9 protein-coding genes are annotated in these 19,246 nt (G+C 63.9%); 5 read left to right on the top strand and 4 right to left on the bottom strand.

The window, feature by feature from the left end:
- Window positions 1–6: 6 nt before the first annotated feature.
- Entirely contained in the window at window positions 7–1,335 is a 1,329-nt protein-coding gene (locus V6M89_RS26510) for an MFS transporter (protein WP_332856013.1), read from the bottom strand.
- 177 nt (window positions 1,336–1,512) lie between these two features.
- On the opposite strand from V6M89_RS26510, the gene V6M89_RS26505 reads away from it, so the two are divergent.
- The 3 genes from V6M89_RS26505 to V6M89_RS26495 all read left to right on the top strand — a co-directional run bounded on the left by V6M89_RS26505 (window position 1,513) and on the right by V6M89_RS26495 (window position 7,496).
- Window positions 1,513–3,960 (top strand): glycoside hydrolase family 31 protein, encoded by a 2,448-nt coding sequence (locus V6M89_RS26505; protein ID WP_332856012.1) that lies wholly within the window; start codon window positions 1,513–1,515, stop codon window positions 3,958–3,960.
- 70 nt (window positions 3,961–4,030) lie between these two features.
- Window positions 4,031–5,866 carry a M2 family metallopeptidase gene (locus tag V6M89_RS26500; RefSeq protein WP_332856011.1) on the top strand — a complete coding sequence of 612 codons (1,836 nt, stop codon included), beginning with the start codon at window positions 4,031–4,033 and terminating at the stop codon, window positions 5,864–5,866.
- Window positions 5,867–5,984: 118 nt separating this feature from the next.
- The gene (locus tag V6M89_RS26495; protein ID WP_332856010.1) at window positions 5,985–7,496 is read left to right on the top strand and encodes a tryptophan halogenase family protein; all 1,512 of its coding nucleotides are present in this window, start codon (window positions 5,985–5,987) and stop codon (window positions 7,494–7,496) included.
- A 6-nt stretch (window positions 7,497–7,502) separates the two neighbouring features.
- Here V6M89_RS26495 and V6M89_RS26490 read toward each other — a convergent pair whose 3' ends face one another.
- Complete coding sequence (locus V6M89_RS26490; RefSeq protein WP_332856009.1) at window positions 7,503–9,014, bottom strand: tryptophan halogenase family protein; 1,512 nt, start codon at window positions 9,012–9,014, stop codon at window positions 7,503–7,505.
- A 66-nt stretch (window positions 9,015–9,080) separates the two neighbouring features.
- A complete protein-coding gene (locus tag V6M89_RS26485) occupies window positions 9,081–11,867 on the bottom strand; it encodes a TonB-dependent receptor (protein WP_332856008.1) in 2,787 nt (928 codons plus the stop codon).
- A gap of 618 nt (window positions 11,868–12,485) precedes the next feature.
- Here V6M89_RS26485 and V6M89_RS26480 point away from each other — a divergent pair.
- Both V6M89_RS26480 and V6M89_RS26475 read left to right on the top strand, forming a co-directional pair.
- The gene (locus tag V6M89_RS26480) at window positions 12,486–14,342 is read left to right on the top strand and encodes a glycoside hydrolase family 13 protein (RefSeq protein WP_332856007.1); all 1,857 of its coding nucleotides are present in this window, start codon (window positions 12,486–12,488) and stop codon (window positions 14,340–14,342) included.
- Window positions 14,339–17,680 (top strand): alpha/beta hydrolase-fold protein, encoded by a 3,342-nt coding sequence (locus V6M89_RS26475; protein WP_332856006.1) that lies wholly within the window; start codon window positions 14,339–14,341, stop codon window positions 17,678–17,680. The genes V6M89_RS26480 and V6M89_RS26475 overlap by 4 nt, the downstream gene beginning before the upstream one ends.
- On the opposite strand, the gene V6M89_RS26470 is transcribed toward V6M89_RS26475, so the two are convergent.
- Window positions 17,664–19,178, bottom strand: coding sequence for a putative bifunctional diguanylate cyclase/phosphodiesterase (locus V6M89_RS26470; protein ID WP_332856005.1), 1,515 nt, complete (start codon window positions 19,176–19,178; stop codon window positions 17,664–17,666). The genes V6M89_RS26475 and V6M89_RS26470 overlap by 17 nt on opposite strands.
- Between the last annotated feature and the right edge of the window lie 68 nt (window positions 19,179–19,246).

The raw sequence follows: 19,246 nt of genomic DNA, 5'->3' as shown, positions 1-19,246 counted from the left end.
CCTACATCAGCGCCCGGCCGGTTCGGCGTTGTCGCGGACAGCCAGGGTCAGCACGCCCGCCACCGCCATGCACACGCCGCCCAGCATCAGGGTCTTGACGGTGTGGCCGGCGAACCAGTGCTTGGTGACGAAGCCCAGCAACACGCCGCTGACGATCTGCGGGATAGTGATGAAGAAGTTGAACACGCCCATGTAGTAGCCCATGCGCTTGGCCGGCAGCGCACCGGCCAGGATCGCGTACGGCATGGTCAGGATGCTGGCCCAGGCGATGCCGACGCCGATCATCGGCACGAACAGCAGGTTCAAATCATGGATGGCGTAGATGCTGAACAGGCTGGCGCCGCCGATCAGCAGGCAGCTCATGTGCACGAACTTGCGGCTGGTCTTGCGCGCGAAAATCGGCAGGATAAAGGCGGCCAGCGCGGAGACGCCGCTGTAGACGGCGAACATCACGCCAACCCGGTTGCCCGCTTCCTGGAACGCCACCGATTGCGCGTCGGTGGTGCCGAAGACGTTTTCGCCGATGGCGGAGGTGGTGTAGATCCACATCGCGAACAGCGCGATCCAGGAGAAGAACTGCACGGCGGCCAGCTGCACCATGGTCTTCGGCATATTGGTGAAGCCGTCCATGATCTCCTTGATCGCGTGGCCCAGGCCCTTGGTGCGGCGCTGCTCGGCGCGGAAGGCTTCCATGTCTTCGGGCGGCGTTTCCTTGGCGGTGAGGATGGTCCACAACACGGCCAGGAAGTAGATCGCGCCGCCGGCGTAGAACGAGTAACGTACGGTGTCGGGGATCGCGCCGTTGACCGGCACGTTGCTCACGCCGAGGAAGTCGGCGAAGATGGTCGGCAGCAGCGAGGCGATCACCGCGCCCCAGCCAATGAAGAAGGTCTGCATCGCGAAGCCGGCGGTCTGCTGCGAGGAACCCAGCTTGTCGCCGACGAAGGCGCGGAACGGTTCCATCGAGACGTTGATGGCGCCATCCATCAGCCACAGGACGACGACGGCCATCCACAGCGCGGTGGAATTGGGCATCAGGAACAGCGCGATCGACGCCAGCAAGGCGCCGAGGAAGAAGAACGGACGGCGGCGGCCCCAGGTCGGATGCCAGGTGTTGTCGCTGAGGTAGCCGATAATCGGCTGTACCAGCAGGCCGGTGACCGGCGCCGCGAGCCAGAACAGCGAAAGATCGTCGGGATTGGCGCCCAGCGTGGAGAAAATCCGGCTGGTGTTGGCATTTTGCAGCGCAAAGCCGAACTGGATGCCGAAAAAGCCAAAGCTCATGTTCCACAACTGCCAAAACGACAGTATGGGCTTGCTGCTGGAAGATTGCATGTTGCGTGTCCCCGACTATTTCTGAAATTTGTAGCAAAATAACACGCTGCCTGGTACGTGTCAATTGAAAGAGTTTCCCAGTAAAATAAAGGAAACAAGCCATGCCAAGGGCAGTATTTTGTAGTCAAATGTAGCCAAACAACAAAATCACAACAACCTCTGAGACCATACAATTACATGAAAAGCAATTCCATCGCCAAACTTGCGGCCGTGTTGCCGCTGCTTGTAGTCAGCCAGGCCAGCCAGGCGCAGAACGCCGACCGCAAATTCGACAGCGCCAGCCGCAACGGCGGCCAGCTGGAAGTCCACACCAGCGACGGCCGCTATGTCATCAAGCCCTACTCCGCCGGCATCGTCGAAACCACCTTTGTGCCGAATGGCGAGCAGGTGGACCCGGCGTCGCACGCGGTGGTGCTGGCGCCGGCCGCCATCCGCACCACGCTGACCACTAAGGTCAACAGCATCGAATATGCCACACCCGGCATCGTCGTCACCATTACCAAGTCGCCGTTCCAGATTGCGTACGCGTACAAGGGCAAGCGCCTGGTCGCGGAAAAGCACGGTTACGTCAAGTTCAAGGACGACGTGGCCAGCGGCAGCAAGGATATCAACAAGGGCGAACCGCGCGAGCTGGAAGGCATCGAGTTCGCGCTGGATAAGGACGAGGCCTTGTACGGCGCCGGCGAACGCGCGGTCGGCATGAACCGCCGCGGCCACCGCTTCACCCTGTACAACAAGGCGCACTACGGCTACGACGACAAGTCCGAACAGATGGGTTATGCGATGCCGGTCGCGCTGTCGTCGAAAATGTACGCGCTCCACTTCGACAATCCGCAAACCGGCTACCTCGATTTCGACAGCAAGAACAAGGACAGCCTGACCTACGAAACCATCGGCGGCCGCAAGACCTATCAGGTGATCGCCGGCGACAGCTGGGAAGACGTGGTGGGCAACTACACCAGCCTGACCGGCAAACAACCGCTGCCGCCGCGCTGGGCCTTCGGTAATTTCGCGATGCGCTTCGGCTACCGTACCGAGGCCGTCGCGCGCGACACCGTCAACAAATTCATCGCCGACGACATCCCGCTCGACGCCATCGTGTTCGACCTGTTCTGGTTCGGCAAAGAGGTCAAGGGCACGATGGGCAACCTGGCCTGGGACAAGGACAGCTTCCCCAACGCCACCGGCATGATCGCCGACTTCCAGAAGAAAGGCGTGCAGACGGTGGTGATCACCGAGCCGTTCATTCTCGATACGTCCAGCAAGTGGCAAGAGGCGGTCGACAAGAAGGTGCTGGGCATGGACGCCAGCGGCGCGCCGCTGGCCTATGACTTCTACTTCGGCCACACAGGCCTGATCGACATCTTCGGCAAGCCGGGCAAGGACTGGTTCTGGAATATCTACAAAGGCCTGCGCGAGCAAGGCGTGACCGGCGTATGGGGCGACCTGGGCGAACCGGAAGTGCACCCCACCGCGATGCGCCACGCCACCGGCAGCGCCGACCAGGTACACAACATCTACGGCCATCAATGGGCGCGGCTGGTGGCGGAAGGCTATCAGCAGGACTTCCCGACCGAGCGTCCATTCATCCTGATGCGCGCCGGCTACTCGGGCACGCAGCGCTACGGCATCATCCCGTGGTCCGGCGACGTCAACCGGGGCTGGGGCGGTTTGCAGGCGCAGCCCGAGATCTCGCTGCAAATGGGGATGCAGGGCGCGGGCTATATGCACTCGGACCTGGGCGGCTTCGCCAACCCGGTGCTGGACAATGAGCTGTACACGCGCTGGTTGCAGTACGGCGTGTTCCAGCCGATCTTCCGTCCGCACGCGCAGGACGACGTGCCGCCGGAGCCGGTCTACCGTGAAGACCGCACCAAGGCGCTGGCGCGCGAGGCCATCCGCCTGCGCTATCGCCTGCTGCCATACAACTACACGCTGGGCTTCGACAACAACCAGAAAGGCCTGCCGCTGATGCGCCCCATGCTGTACGAAGAGCCGGGCAACGCCAAGGTGCGCGCGATGTCGTCGACCTATTTGTGGGGCAAGGACTTCCTGGTCACGCCGGTGCTCAAACAGGGCGCAACGACGGCCGACGTCTACTTCCCCGCCCGCAGCGCATGGTTCGATTTCTACAACGGCGAGAAGCACGCCGGCGGCGCCACCGAATCGGTGAAGCTGAGCGCCGACCACGTGCCGGTCTACGTGCGGGCCGGCGCCTTCATCCCGATGGCGAAGGTGGTGCAGACCACGCGCGACTATTCGACCAAGCATATCGACCTGCACTACTACCACGACGCCTCGGTCGGCGCCGGCGCCGGCAAGCTATATGACGACGACGGCACGACCGCACAAGCCTATGAACAGGGCAAGTACGAGCTGCTGCACTTCGCCAGCAAGCTGCAGGGCCGCAGCCTGTCGTTGCGCATCGAGTCGGAAGTGGGCAAGCAGTACCAGCGTCCCGAGCGCAGCATCGCGCTGCAAGTGCATAACGTGACGGCCCACCCGTCGCTGGTGCGCGTCGACGGCAAGCCGGTCATCTTCGTCTGGGACGAAGCGGCCAAGGTGCTGAACATCGCGCTGCCAGCCAGCAGCCAGGCCGGCCGCAGCGTCGCCATCACCCTGTAAGCGTGTATGATTGCTGGCCATCGAATCGTTTGGTTCGATGGCCAACAAGACCATATACGGAGATAGGGAGATGCCAGTGTCACCAAAAATCATCAGCACGCTGTTCGCGCTCAGCGCCATGACAGCCGCCAGCACTACCGTGCTAGCAGCCCCCGCAAAAAAACCCACCGTCGCGGAAGCCGAGCGCTTCCTGGCCGACACCGAAGCCCACCTCAATAAACTGAACAACGAACAGGCCAAGGGCGCCTGGGTCGGTTCCAACTTCATCACCGACGACACCGAAGCCATCGCCTCCTTCTTCGCCGAACGCTATCTGACGGCGGCCGGCGAAGCAGCCATCGCGGCGCGCCGTTTCAACGGCTTGAAGCTGCCGGCCGAATCGGCCCGCAAGATGATGCTGCTGCAGCAAACGCTGGTCTTCGCCGACGCCAAGGAGCGCGAAAACTACGCGCAATTGCAGGCGGCGATGAACGGCGCCTACGGCAAAGCCAAGTACTGCCCGAAAAAGCCCGACGGCACGGCCGACGCCTGCATGGCGCTGGGCGAAATGGAAAAGGTTCTGGCCAAGAGCCGCGACGAGGCCAAACTAAAGGAAATGTGGCTGGGCTGGCACGCGCAATCGCCGTCCTACAAGCAGAAGTACACCGAGTACGTCGCCCTGTCGAACAAGGGCGCCAAGCAGATGGGCTTTGTCGATACCGGCGCGATGTGGCGCGCGCAGTACGACATGCCGCCGGAAGCATTTTCGGCCGAGATGGAGCGCCTGTGGCAGCAGGTCAAGCCGCTGTACGAAGCGCTGCACACCTACACCCGCTACAAGCTGCGCCAGACCTACGGCCCGGATGTGGTGCCGCTGACCGGCCCTATCCCTTCCCACCTGTTCGGGAATATGTGGAGCCAGAACTGGAACAATCTGTACCCACTGCTGAAGCCCGCGACGGGCGCCAGCAGCTTTGACCTCAGCAAGGTGCTGGAAGAGCGCAAGACCGACGCCAAGCAGATGACGCAATACGCCGAGCGCTTCTACACCTCGCTGGGCATGCAGAAGCTGCCGGAATCATTCTGGGAGCGCTCGCTGCTGACCAAGCCGCGCGACCGCGACGTGGTGTGCCACGCCTCCGCCTGGCCGCTGAACGAGAAGGACGACGTCCGCATCAAGATGTGCATCACGCCGACGGCCGAGGACTTCACCGTGATCCATCACGAGCTGGGTCACGTCTACTACTTCCTCAACTATACCAGGCAGCCCTACCTGTTCCGCAACGGCGCCAACGACGGCTTCCATGAAGCCATCGGCGACACGGTCGCACTGTCGATCACGCCGAGCTATCTGCAAAAGGTCGGCCTGATGGACCAGGCGCCGGACGCCAACGCCGACATCGGCCAACTGCTGGAGCGCGCGTTGAGCAAGGTCGCGATCCTGCCGTTCGCCTACTCGGTCGACAAGTGGCGCTGGGACGTCTACTCCGGCAAGACCAAGCCGGCCGACTACGACAAGAGCTGGTGGCAGCTGCGCGAGCAGTACATGGGCATGAAGCGCCCTGCGGCCATCGACGGCAGCGGCGCGGGCTTCGACGCCGGCGCCAAGTACCACGTGGCGGCGGACGTGCCGTATGCACGCTACTTCCTGGCCGACATGCTGCAGTTCCAGTTCCACCGCGCGCTGTGCCGCGAAGCCGGCTACACCGGCCCGCTGCACCGCTGCTCGGTGTACGACAACGCCAAGGCCGGCGCCAAGCTGCAGCAGATGCTGGCGATGGGCGCGAGCAAGCCGTGGCCGGAAGCGCTGAAGGCGATTTCGGGCGAGGACAAGATCGACGGCGGCGCACTGCTCGACTACTTCGCGCCGCTGAAATCCTGGCTGGACACGCAGAACGCAGCCTTCGCGGCGGCCGAGAAAAAGTAAGCAGGAACGCTGTATTTAAGCCACAGTCCCTCGATTCGCAGACGCTCCAAAGTGTATGCGCCGTGTATGATTAAGCACCCCGCCAGAGGGTGCACATCATAACGACATTGGAGAGAAAATGAGTCTGGGACTGGTTAAAAACATCATCATCGTCGGTGGCGGCACCGCAGGCTGGATGACCGCCGCCGCGATGTCGGCGCTGATTTCGAACGGCTGCAAGATCCGCCTGGTCGAATCCGACGAGATATCGACCATCGGCGTCGGCGAGGCCACCATTCCCGTCATCCGCGGCTTCAACCAGCTGATCGGCGTCGACGAAAACGAGTTCCTGCGCCAGACCCAGGGCACCTTCAAACTCGGCATCGAATTCGTCAACTGGAGCAAGCAGGGCGAGTCCTACATCCACGGCTTCGGCGTCATCGGCCGCGACCAGATGCTCGCCAAGTTCTACCAGTACTGGCTCAAGCTGTACCAGGACGGCAAGGCGCCCGGCGTCGAGCACTACTCGATCAACACCGTCGCCGCCAGTATGAACAAATTCATGCGCGCCGCCAGCGACAACGGCGATTCCCCGCTGTCCGACATCTCCCACGCCTTCCACTTCGACGCCGGGCTGTACGCAAAATACCTGCGCGGCCTGAGCGAAGGGCGCGGCGTGCAGCGCACCGAAGGCCGCATCGTCGATACCGTGCTGCGCGCGGACGACGGCTTCGTCGAAGCCATCATCATGGAGAACGGCGAACGCATCGAAGGCGATCTGTTTATCGACTGCTCCGGCTTCCGTGGCCTGCTGATCGAAGGCGCGCTGAAAACCGGCTACGAGGACTGGTCGCATTGGCTGCCATGCGACCGCGCCATCGCCGTGCCGTGCGAATCGGTCAGCCCGCTGCTGCCCTACACCCGCGCCATCGCGCACGACGCCGGCTGGCAATGGCGCATCCCGCTGCAGCACCGCATCGGCAACGGCCATGTCTACAGCAGCAAATTCATGGAGCCGGAACAGGCCGAGTCCATCCTGATGAATAACCTGGACGGCAAGCCGCTGGCGCAGCCGCGCCACCTGAAGTTCACCACCGGGAAGCGCAAACGCGCATGGAACAAGAACGTGGTCGCCATCGGCCTGGCCGGCGGCTTCATGGAGCCGCTGGAATCGACCAGCATCCACCTGGTGCAGACCGGGATCACGCGGCTGTTGATGATGTTCCCGCACCTGGGTTACGACCAGGCCGACATCGATTCCTTCAACGAGGCCACCGACAACGAGTACGCCGCCATCCGCGACTTCCTGATCCTGCATTACAAGCTCAATGCGCGCGAGGGCAAGCCGTTCTGGGACTACTGCCGCAACATGGAGATTCCGGCGACGCTGCAGCGGCGCATGGACCTTTACCGCAGCAACGGCCGCATCGTGCGCGCCAGCGATGAACTGTTCACCGAAACCAGCTGGCTGCAGGTGATGCACGGCCAGGGCCTGCGCGCCAAGGGCTATCACCCACTGGTGGACCAGCGCTCGGAGGCGGACATCGCCGCCTTCCTGGCCAACGTCAAGGATGTGGTGCTGCGCTGCGCCGAACATATGCCGACGCACGAGGAATACATCGCCTCGTGCTGCGCAGCGCCGAAGATGTAAGCGCGGTCAGCGCCGGGTCGCCGCGCAGTGCTGCGCGATGTACTCGGCGTGGTCCGGCATGTGCTGCACGCACTGGCCGATGACGTCGCGGATGCTCTCCAAATACTTCTCCGCTTCTTCCACCGGCAGCAGGTCCACCAGCGGATCGTAGCCTTCGGGCTTCAGGTTCTGGCCATGCATGACCTGCAGCCATCCGGCTTCCGCGAACAACTCGTTATCGAAGCGCACCACGCGGCCACGCGCGCGGAACAGATCGAGCTTGTGCTGCAGCGAATCCGGCACCGGCATCGCCGCGCACTGCTTCCAGAAATCGGAATCGTCGCGCTGATTCAGCTTGTAATGCAGGATCACGAAATCGCGGATGCGCTCATATTCGAAGCGGCTCTGGCGGTTGTACTCGTCCACCTCCAGCTGGTTGAAGCCGCGGTCCGGGAAGAACTGCACCAGCCGCGCGATCGATGACTGGATCAGGTGGATGCTGGTCGATTCCAGCGGCTCCAGGAAACCGCTCGCCAAACCCATCGCCACCACGTTCTTGTTCCAACCCAGCTTGCGCATGCCGGTGCGGAACTTGACCATGCGCGGCTCGGCCAGCGGCTTGCCATCCAGGTTGGCCAGCAGGATGTCCTGCGCTTCCACGTCCTCCATGAAGGCGCTGCTGTACACATGGCCATTGCCGGTGCGGTGCTGCAGCGGGATGCGCCACTGCCAGCCGGCGCGATGCGCGGTGGCGCGGGTGTAGGGCGTCAGCGGGCTGACCGATTCACACGGCACGGCCAGCGCGCGGTCGCACGGCAGCCAGTGGTTCCAGTCCTCGTAGCCGGTCTTCAGCGCGCCTTCAATCAGCAGTGCGCGGAAGCCGGAGCAGTCGATGAACAGATCGCCCTCGATACGCTCGCCCGACTCCATCACCACCGCGTCGACATAGCCGTCATCGGCGCGCTGCGATACCTGCGCGACCTTGCCTTCGGTGCGGCGCACGCCGCGCTGCTCGCTCACCGTGCGCAGGTAGCGCGCATACAGGCTGGCGTCGAAGTGATAGGCGTAGGCGATGTCGGACAGCGGCGAGTTGGCCAGGTCGCGGCGCGGCGGCATGAATTTGTTGTGGCGCGCGGCCATGCGGGTGATCGAATATTCATCCAGTTCGCGCGCCTTGCCCAGGCCGCGCAGGCGCTGCCAGTACTGGTCGAAGCGCACCGTCCACAAGTCCTGGCCTAGGATGCCGAAGCCGTGGATGTAGCGGTCACCCAGCTTGCCCCAGTTGACGAACTCGATGCCCAGTTTGTAGCTGCCCTGGGTGGCCTTCATGAATTCCGCTTCATCGATGCCGGCCACCTGGTTGAAACGCTGGATCATCGGTATGGTGGCTTCGCCGACGCCGACGATGCCGATTTCGTCGGACTCCACCAGGCGGATGTTGTACTGCCCGCGCAGGATGGTGGACAAGGCGGTGGCCGTCATCCAGCCGGCGGTGCCGCCGCCGACGATGACGATGTTCTTGATAGCTGCTTGCTGCATAAGTCAGGCTCCAAAACGGAACAACCCCGACGAAGCGGGGTTGTTATCAGCTGAAACTACGAAGGCTTAGAACTTGTAGCTCAGGCCAAACTGGTAGGTACGGCCAAACACGGTCTTGTACGAAATGGCGCTCGAATCGGTGCCATTGTACTCTTGGTAAGGCGTGTTGTTCCAGTTGTTGGCCTGGACGTAGACCGACAGACCTTTCAGGTACTTCTGCGAGAATTCATACGACGCTTGCAGGTCGATGATGGTCTCGCCCTTGACGAAGGTCAGCTGGGCGTTGTCCTGGAAGTCGCTGATCTCGCCGAGGAAGTCGGAACGGCGGCGGGCAGCCCAGGCGAACTGGAAGCCATACTTCTCGTAGTACAGGCGCAGGTTGGTGACGCGCTTGGACAGGCCCGGCAGCGGGATCTTGACGCCGGCTACACCCTGGGTCGCGAAACCGATGACTGGCAGTTCGATGCCGCTCTCGGTGTTCGAGAAGTTACCCGACGCGCCGAAGCCGTCCAGGTAAGGCGTGACCAGCGAGAACGGAATGTTCACCGACAGCTCGTAGCCGCGGATGTTGCCGCCGTCGCCGTTGGTCGGGGTGGTCAGCAGGCCGACCGTCGAACCTTTGTATGGGCCGGTGGTTGGCAGCTGCGTGTTGGCAGTGACCTGGTCCTTGAAATCGAACGCGCGAGGTGCACGCAGGATGTAGGTGTCCAGCTTTTTGTAGAACGCCGCTGCGCTGAAGTAGCCCTTGTTGCCGAAGTACTTCTCGTACGATACGTCCAGCGCCTTGGCGCGGAACGGTTCCAGCTTGGCGTTGCCGCCGCTGCCGACCAGGATAGGCACGGTGTTGTCTTTGCTGACGCCGAACGCCGAGCTGGCGCGCATGTCGTCCAGGTTGGCGCGGGCCAGTACCTTGGCGGCGCCGAAGCGCAGCTGCTGTTCGTTACCCAGGTCGAACGACACGTTTGCGCTTGGCAGGATGTCGTTGTACGAGGTGCCGTCGGCGATGCCGGCCGATGGGCAGGTGGCGGCGGTGATGCCGGTGCAAGTCGCCAGATCAACCTTGTTGCCGGTGGTCGACTGGTTGGTGTGCACCAGTTGCGCGCCGAAGTTGCCGCGGTATTCGAAGTTGGCCAGTTTGCCGTCCAGTTCACCCATGGCGTAGGCGGTGGTGACCTTTTCCGACACCGACCAGTCCTTGGCCAGCACGCTGGCGTCCACCCACTTGACCATATCGTAGATCGGGCCCAGGGTGCCGACCGGGTCGAACGACACGATAGGAATGCCGGTGGTGCCGGCGGTGGCGGTGGCGGTGCCCGGTACTGGCGCGGTGGCGTAGCCGTTGCCGCCCTTGACCACCAGACGGCCTTCTTCGCCGTAGCGCTTCTTGTCGCGCTTGGTGTAGTTCACGCCGAACTGGGCGGCCGCAACCGGACCCCAGCTCAGTTCGCGACGCGCGCTCAGGCGGATCGCGTCGATTTTGTCGTCGACGTTAGGCAGTGCGACATAGCCGGCCTGTGGCGAGTTCACGCCGCCGCCCCAGCCGTCGGTGTCGGTCAGGAAGGTCTGCGAGCGGTTCGAGTAGTCGAAGCTCGAGGTCAGGTGCATGGCGGCCAGGTTCTTGCCGTCGAAGCCGGTCCACGAAATCGCGCCGATCTGGCCGGCAGGCACATTGCCTGCAACACCAGCGGTGGTTTCGTAGCGCGATGCGTTCTTGGTGGCTTTCGAGTGCGACAGGTCGCTGGTCAGGGTCCAGTCGTCCTGCTTGTATTGCGCGTTCCAGCCGATCGAGGTCAGCTTGTCGTCCGCCGATTCCTTGTGGTTGCGGACGTCGCCCTTGAAGTTGCTGAAGGTACCGGAAGTGGCCACGCCGTTCTGGATGGTGGCGTTGCTCAGGGTGCCGACTGGGTCGTAACCGCCCCACGAACCGCCGATCGAGCCTTCCAGGCCGGTTTTCTTCAGGGTCTGGGTGCCGGCCGAGTAGAACAGGTCGACCGAGGTCTTGAATTCTTTGCTAGGACGGTATTGCAGCATGGCGGATACGCCGTCACGCTTGGAGGTCGAGGTCTCGGTGTCAGCTTTGAAGCCGCTTGGCACGACGACGTTCAGGCCGTTCGGGTTGGCTGCGGTCTTGGCATCGTAGATCTCGGTGCCGCCGCCTTCAAACTTCTGCTGGCCGCCGCCGGTTTCCTTGTAGCTGGTAACGCCCAGCGCCACACCGATCGTGCGGTTGGCGAACTGGTCCACGTAGCTGAAGGTGTAGCGCTTGCCGTCGCCTTCCGGCGAGCCGGAACGCACGCCGCTGCGCTCGGTGCGCACACCGGCCGCCAGCACGCGCTTGCCGAAGTCCAGCGGCTGCACGGTGCGCAGGTCGATGGTCGCGGCCAGGCCCTGGCCGATGACGGTCGCGTCAGGGGTTTTGTAGATCATCGCGCTGCCGATCAGTTCAGCTGGGAACAGATCGAATTCAGGGCTGCGGGCATTGCCGGTGGACGCTTGTTCGCGGCCGTTGACCAGGGTGCCGTTGAAGCTAGGCGCCAGACCACGGACGCTGATGTCGGCGGCCTTGCCCGAACCGCGCGAACGTTGTGCGGTCACGCCTGGCAGGCGGGCGATGGATTCAGCCACGCTGGAGTCAGGCAGTTTGCCGATGTCTTCCGACGAGATCGCTTCAACGATCGAAGTGGAATTCTTTTTGATCGAGATCGCTGCTTCGATACCGCGGCGGATACCGGATACGACGACCGACGGCACGACCGGCGCGTTAGGATCGGCCTTGGCTGCGGCCACGTCGGCGGCTTGAGCCGGAGCTGCTTGCGCGGCTTCCTGCGCATAAACAGCAGAACTTGCCATCATCGACAGGAATACAGCGCAACCCGCTGCGACCGGATTCAGTTGAAACGCAGCGCCATGACTACGCTTATTCGCAAAAATGTTCATTCAATGTCCCCTCACTCACGACACAAAACACAATCCCGCCAACATCAGCCGCTCCGTATTCGCCGGGGCGTCTCAAACTACACGGGTTCCAAGGAAATTCGACGTTCTAAAAGACGTTCCGAGAAGAATTTTGTACTAAAACTAGATTCCATGTCAATTAAACTTCCGCCCACTTACGCATTCCAAGGCGCTCCACGCCTACCAGCCCCTGCGAACATGGGGTTCTCGTTGTATTTCGGCTACAGAGCACCCGCCACAGTCTTGTAGTAGAACTACAGATTTAGCGATAGAACCACTTATTTATGAAACCAAACGCCACCCCGCCGCATCCACCCGAGGCGCCAGGTGGACTATTTTTGGCAAAAAGAACAATATGGGCTGAAAAATTACAAAATTCCTGTATTTCGACTAAATTATGATGATTTGATGCAGCGGGATTATGAGAGTATTCTCTAGCAAAATCAGGCGAAACGGCGGACAGGCCAGAAAACAAATGGTTTGTAGTACGACTACTTATCATCACAAGGAGACTGCATGAAGAACACCATCCTGGCGGCGCTGCTGGCGAGCCTGCTTCCCGTTTGGGCGCACGCCGCCCCGGACTACCGCATCGAGCACATGGACCCGCCAATGTGGTGGGCCGGCATGCATAACAGTTCGCTGCAACTGATGGTGCACGGGCCGCAGATCGCAGACCTGGAGCCGGCGCTAAGCTACCCCGGCGTGCGCATCGCCTCGGTGGCGCGGGTCGCCAACCGCAACTACATGTTCGTCAACCTGGAGATCGCGCCGGACGCGGCGCCGGGCGCGATCGACCTGGTGTTCAAGCGCGGCAGCCAGTCAGTACACTACAACTACAAATTGCTGGCGCGGGCCGCCGGCTCGGCCCAGCGCAGCGGCTTCAACAGCAGCGACGCCATCTATCAGGTGATGCCGGACCGTTTCGCCAACGGCGACCCGTCCAACGACAACGCGGCCGGCATGACGGAACGGGCCGACCGCGCCGCACCCTCCGGCCGCCACGGCGGCGACATCCGCGGCATGGCCGACCATCTGGACTACATCGCCGCCATGGGCTTCACCATGATCTGGCCGACGCCGCTGCTGGAATCGAACTCGTCGGCCTACTCCTATCACGGCTACGCCAGCACCGACCACTACCGCATCGACCCGCGCTACGGCAGCAACGAGGACTTCCGCAACTTTGTCGCGCAGGCGCGCACCAAGGGACTGGGCGTGATCCAGGACGTGGTGCTCAACCACATCGGCGACAAGCACTGGTGGATGCAGGACATGCCGACGCCGGACTGGCTGACCTACCACGGCAAGTTCGTGCCGACCGAGCATCACCGGGTGGCGCTGCAAGATCCTTACGCGTCGAACGAGGACAAGCGCAACTTCACCGAGGGCTGGTTTGTCGAAGGCATGCCGGACCTGAACCAGGCCAACCCGTACCTCTCGACCTACCTGATCCAGAACGACATCTGGTGGATCGAGTACGCCGGCCTGGCCGGACTGCGGGTCGACACCTACGGCTACTCCAACACCGAGTTCCTCAGCCGCTGGTCCGGCAGCATGATGGCCGAGTATCCGAAGCTGAACCTGGTGGGCGAGGAATGGTCGCCGCTGATCCCGGTGGTCGCGCACTGGCAGGAGGGCAAGCAGAATTTCAACGGCTACGTCTCGCACATGCCGAGCATGATGGACTTCCCGCTGACCTACACCATGCGCCGCGCGCTGGCCGCGCCCGACGGCGCCGAGCAAGGCCTGACCAATCTGTACGAGACGCTGTCGCAGGACTATCTGTATCCGAACGCCGGCAACCTGGTGCTGTTCGAGGGTAACCACGACGTGTCGCGCATCTACAGCGAGCTCAACGCGGACGATAACCTGTTCCGCATGGCGATGGCCTTCGTGGCGACGGCGCCGCGCATTCCGCAGTTCTATGCCGGCACCGAGATCCAGATGACCAGCACCATCAAGGATCGCGACGATGCCTCCTACCGCCGCGACTTCCCCGGCGGCTGGCGCGGCGACGCCGTCAACGCCTTCACCGGCGCGGGCCTGACGGCGCAGCAGGCGGCCGCGCAGGCGTATGTGAAGAAGCTGTTCAACTGGCGCAAGGGCGCGTCCGTGATCCATCACGGGAAGATGATGCACTACGGTCCCGAGCACAATACCTACGTCTACTTCCGCTACGACGGTGCAAAAAAAGTCATGGTAGCCTTGAACAAGAACAGCACCGACACCGTGCTGAAAACCGCGCGCTTCCACGAGATGCTGAGCGGCGTGCATGCCGGCGTCGACGTCATCAGCGGCAAGCGCGTTTCGCTGGATGGCCAGGTCACGCTGCCTGCGCGCTCGGCGCTGATACTGGAGATCGAACAATGAGCTTCGCCCGCCGCCGCCTCGGCGCCTTGTCGCTGCTGGCCCTGCCCGCCATGGCGGCCGCCACCACCACGCTGAGCACCAGCTATCCCACCTGGGACGGCAAGCAGGAAACCGTGCGCTACACCACGCCGGACGCCAGCGCCGCGCTGCGCAGCTACACGCAATCGACCACCATGCGCGTGCGCGAAGGCGGCAAGCAGGAGATCAATTATGCCGAAGCGCAAGGGCAGCCGTCGGTCCGCAGCGGCAACCTGGCCTTCGACGCCCTGTTCACGCTGGCCGGCCTGGAAATGAAGCAGGACTCGGTCGGCGAGATCCGCGACGGCAGCTACAACGGCGGCAACGCCATCTCCTGCAATTGCTTCGAGACCGGCGAGGTGTGGCACTACGTGTGGACCCGCGACCTGTCCTACGCGGCCTCGCTGGGACTGGGCATGCTGGACCCGCGCCGCGTGCGTAATTCGCTGGAGTTCAAGTTGTCCGGCTATCGCGACGGCGTGCAGCCGGGCGCGCACGCCGCCGGCAGCGCAGACGGTTTGCAGATCATCCAGGACACCGGCAGCGGCGGCAGCTGGCCGGTCAGCACGGACCGCGTCAGCTGGGCCTTCGGCGCGGAAGAAGCCTTGAAGGCGTTGGCGCCGGACGAGCGAACGGCCTTCGCGGCCACCGCGTTGCGCGCCCTCTCCAACACGCTGGAGAACGACCGGCTGGCCGTCTACGATCCGGTCGACGGTTTGTACCACGGCGAGGAATCCTTCCTCGACTGGCGCGAGCAAAGCTACGCAAGCTGGATCGCGGGCGACCTGGCCAGCATGGCGACGTCGAAGGCGCTGTCCACCAACGCCGGCCATTACAAGGCGTTGACGCTGGCGGCGCAACTGGCCAAGGAACAGGGCAACGCGGCGCTGGCGGACAAGTACACGGCATGGGCGGCGGACCTGAAGCGCGCCATCAACCAGCGCCTGTGGCAGGCCGACGCCGGCATGTACAGCAGCCTGACGGCCGGCCATTTCGACGGCGCGCCGATGGGCAAGTACGACTGGCTGGGCCAATCGCTGGCGATCGTCACCGGCATCGCCGACCGCCAGCAGGCCGAGAGCATCCTGGCGCACTATCCGCATGGTCCGCTGGGCGCGCCGGTGATCTGGCCGCAGCAGCCCGGCGTGGCGATTTATCACAACCGCGCCATGTGGCCGTTCGTGACGGCCTACGGTTTGAAGGCGGCGGCGCTGACCGGCAATGTCGCCGTCGCCGACGCGGCCTACGATACGCTGATGCGCGGCGCGGCGCTCAACCTGTCGAACATGGAGAACCTGGAATGGCTGTCCGGCCAGCCGATGTTGAAGGACAAGCAGGCGCAAGGCGACTTGAGCGGACCGGTGGTGGATTCGCGGCGGCAGCTGTGGTCCGTCGGCGCCTACCTGGGCATGGTGGTCGGCGAGGTGTTTGGCGTGCAGACCACCAATGACGGCATCGCGCTGCGTCCATTCGTTACGGCCAAGCTGAGGCGCGAGGCGTTCGCGGGCAGCGACGCCATCACACTGAGTAATCTCGCGTTGCGCGGCAAGCGCTTGCAGGTGCGCCTGTCGTTGCCACCAGCCGCACGCGGCGACGGCTACTACGAAGTCGATGCGGTGACGCTGAATGGTAAGCCGGCTGCGGCTACGCTGGCCTGGTCGGCGCTGGCGGCGGACAGCGTCATCGAGATCCGCCTCGGCAAGCTGGTCGCCGGACAGCAGGTCAAGCGCGGCGTCAGCGCGCAGCCGCTGGCACTGGATCCTGCGGTGTACGCGCCGCCGGAGCCGCGCATCGTCAAGCTGGAACGCGGCACTTACGATTTCCCGACCTTGCACCTTGAAGGCGCCGGCAAGGGTGTGGTCTACAACATCTACCGCAACGGCAAGCTGGCCACGCAGCGCGTGAGCGCCAAGACCTGGGCCGACCGCCGCGCCCCCCTGCTGGGCAAAGGCGAGAACGACAACCTGTGCTACTCGGTGGAGGCGATGTTCACCGGCTCCGGCAACCGCAGCCACCACAGCGCGCCGGTGTGCCTGAACGACGGCGTGGAAATCGCCGCCGGCGATGCGCGCGTGCAGTCCAGCGTGGCCGCCATCGATGGCCGCATCGCCGGCTGGGGAGCGCCGTCCGATACCTTCGCGGTGCAGGACATCAAGGTCGAACGCGAGGGCAGCTATGCCTTGCAGCTCAAGTACCGCAACACCGCGCACCAGGTCAACCTGGGCATCAGCGGCGGCGTGAAGTGGATGACGCTCAAGGATGGCAACGGCGGCATCGCCGCGCAAGGCGTGGTGCAGTTGCCGCATTCGCCAGCCAGCGCCGGGCCGTCGTGGTCGACGCCGTTGAAGGCCGTGCTCAAGGCGGGCAACTACCGCATGGAGCTCGGCGATTTCTACAACATGAGCTACCTGAAAAGTAACACCAGCTACGCCGATGCGGGCGGCGTCAAGGGACCGTCGAACCGCATCGATATCCACGGCGTCCGCATCATGCCGCTGGCGCGCGGCGCGGCGGCCGGTGCGGCGGCCAGCACGGACGCCACGCCCATGCCGGCCTTGCCGCCCGCCGGCACGCTGCGCATCGTCGAGCAGTTCGCCTCGCCGCAGCTGGGCAACCAGCGCAGCCTGCGCATCTACCTGCCGCCCGGCTACGACGCCCATCCGCAACAACGCTATCCGGTGCTCTACATGCACGACGGCCAGAACCTGTTCGACGCCGCCACCGCAGCCTACGGCGCCGCCTGGGAAATCGGCAGCACCATGGACCGCCTGATCGCCGACGGCGTCGTCGCGCCGGCCATCGTGGTCGGCATCGACAACACCAAGGACCGCATCGCCGAGTACACGCCCTGCTGCGATCCGCAATACGGCGGCGGCAAGCTCGACGCCTACATGGCCTTCATCGTCGATACCGTCAAGCCCTGGGCCGACGCCCATCTGCGCACGCTGCCGGAGCGCGAGCACACCGCCATCATGGGCTCCTCGCTGGGCGGCATCGCCTCGGTCTACATCGCCCAGCAGCGCCCGCAGGTCTTTTCCAAGGCGGCCGGCGTGTCGAGTTCGTTCTGGTGGAATCAGGGCGCGTTGATCGCCAAGGCGCCGGTGCGCCAGCCGGTCCAGTTCTACCTCGATGCCGGCACCGACGACGATGGCCTGGAACGCACGGTGGAAATGCGCGACGCCATGCTGGCCCGGGGCTACCGTTTGAATGAAGACCTGCTGTTCTACGCCGCCGATGGCGCCATCCACAACGAGCGCTCGTGGGCGGCGCGCGTGCAACGGCCGCTGGCCTGGTTCTTCCCCGCTAACCGGCAGCAATAATCGACGCCTGCTGCCGCCAGCGGTTCGCCAGCAGCGCCTCCAGCTCCTCCGGCGAGACGGCGGCGCCCAGGCAGAAACCGAAGGCCTCGTCGCAACCCATCGCGGCCAGCTGGGCCAGCTGATCGCCGGTTTCCACGCCGCCGGCGATCACCTGCATGTTCAGCGTATGCGCCATCGCGATGATGGCGCGCACCATCGCCCCCTCGTCCGCCACCCTGCCGTCGCTGTGGCGGTCGGTCGGCTGCAGCGACACGCGGCGCAGGTCGTCGATGAAGGATTTGTTGATTTTCACCAGGTCCACCGGGAAGCGCCGCAGGTAATTCAACGACGCATAGCCGGTGCCGAAATCGCTGATCGAGATGCGCATGCCCAACTGCTTGAACTGGCGCAGCACGGCCTCGCAATTCTGGTTCTTATCGATCAGCATGCCCTCGGTGATTTCCAGCTCGATGTAGCGGCCCGGCAGCCCGGCCTGCTGCAGGATCTCGGCAAAGCTGCGGGCGATGTCCTTCTGGTAGAACTGGCGCGGCGACAGGTGCACCGACACCGTCAGCGGATGGCCCAGCTCCATCCAGCGCCGCGCCTGCGCGGCGGCGGTCGCCAGCACCCACGCGCCCACCGGCAGGATCAGCGCGCTCTCCTCCAGCACCGGCAGGAAGTCCGGCGGCATCACCAGGCCCAGCTCCGGGTGGCGCCAGCGCAGCAGCGCCTTGACGCCGGTGATCTTCTGCTCGTTCAGGTTCAGCTTGGGCTGGTAGGTCAGCACGAATTCGCCATGCTCCAGCGCATGGCGCAGCGCGGTCTCCAGCACCACCCGCGAATAGGCCTTGGCCTGCATGCTGGGCACGAAGCGCAGGCCGGCGCCCTTGCCGCGCTGCTTGGCCGCGTACATCGCCAGGTCGGCCTTCTCCAGCAACGCTTCGATATCGAGGTCGTCGTCGGGGTAGACGGCGATGCCGATGCTGGCCGCCACCGCCAGCGTCTCGCCATGCACCAGGAACGGCGCGGCAATCGCGGCGTTGATCTTGTCGGCCACCTGCTGCGCGTCGGCGGCGGCGCGCAATTCGGTCAGCAGCACGATGAACTCGTCGCCGCCCTGGCGCGCCACGGTGTCCACCTCGCGCACGCACTGGCGCAGGCGCTGCGCGAACTGCACCAGCACCTGGTCGCCGGCGTCATGGCCGAGATTGTCGTTGATGGATTTGAAGTGGTCGATGTCGACAAACAGCACCGCCAGCAGGCTGCCGTGGCGGCGCGCGTAGGCGATGCCGTGTTCCAGTTGCAGCTGGCATTGCAGGCGGTTGGGCAGGCCGGTCAGGCTGTCGTGGTGGGCGATGTGGTCCAGCCGCATTTCGGCGTCGCGGTGGGCCTCCAGCGCCGATTGCAGCTGTGCGCAGCGGGTACGCAGGGTGCGCACCCGCAGTTCGCCGTACCACAGCGCCAGCAAGCTGAGTGCGATGCCGGCCAGTGCCGGCAATAGGCTGTTCAGGCTGTTCATGCTGTCCCTCTCCGTCCGGTGCACCGGGGAAGAGGGAAGCATAATCAATCGCTCAACAGTTGCCAGCC

Source organism: Duganella sp. S19_KUP01_CR8 (assembly GCF_036688705.1).
In the GTDB taxonomy this organism is placed as follows: domain Bacteria; phylum Pseudomonadota; class Gammaproteobacteria; order Burkholderiales; family Burkholderiaceae_D; genus Rugamonas.
The sequence above is the reverse complement of the archived record's forward strand: the minus strand, read 5'-3'. Positions and strand labels throughout refer to the sequence as shown.

Bases quoted from the DNA above. Each gene is read 5' to 3' on its own strand.
- V6M89_RS26510 (WP_332856013.1), bottom strand. From the start codon at position 1,335: ATGCAATCTTCCAGCAGCAAGCCCATACTGTCGTTTTGGCAGTTGTGG.
- V6M89_RS26505 (WP_332856012.1), top strand. From the start codon at position 1,513: ATGAAAAGCAATTCCATCGCCAAACTTGCGGCCGTGTTGCCGCTGCTT.
- V6M89_RS26500 (WP_332856011.1), top strand. From the start codon at position 4,031: ATGCCAGTGTCACCAAAAATCATCAGCACGCTGTTCGCGCTCAGCGCC.
- V6M89_RS26495 (WP_332856010.1), top strand. From the start codon at position 5,985: ATGAGTCTGGGACTGGTTAAAAACATCATCATCGTCGGTGGCGGCACC.
- V6M89_RS26490 (WP_332856009.1), bottom strand. From the start codon at position 9,014: ATGCAGCAAGCAGCTATCAAGAACATCGTCATCGTCGGCGGCGGCACC.
- V6M89_RS26485 (WP_332856008.1), bottom strand. From the start codon at position 11,867: ATGATGGCAAGTTCTGCTGTTTATGCGCAGGAAGCCGCGCAAGCAGCT.
- V6M89_RS26480 (WP_332856007.1), top strand. From the start codon at position 12,486: ATGAAGAACACCATCCTGGCGGCGCTGCTGGCGAGCCTGCTTCCCGTT.
- V6M89_RS26475 (WP_332856006.1), top strand. From the start codon at position 14,339: ATGAGCTTCGCCCGCCGCCGCCTCGGCGCCTTGTCGCTGCTGGCCCTG.
- V6M89_RS26470 (WP_332856005.1), bottom strand. From the start codon at position 19,178: ATGAACAGCCTGAACAGCCTATTGCCGGCACTGGCCGGCATCGCACTC.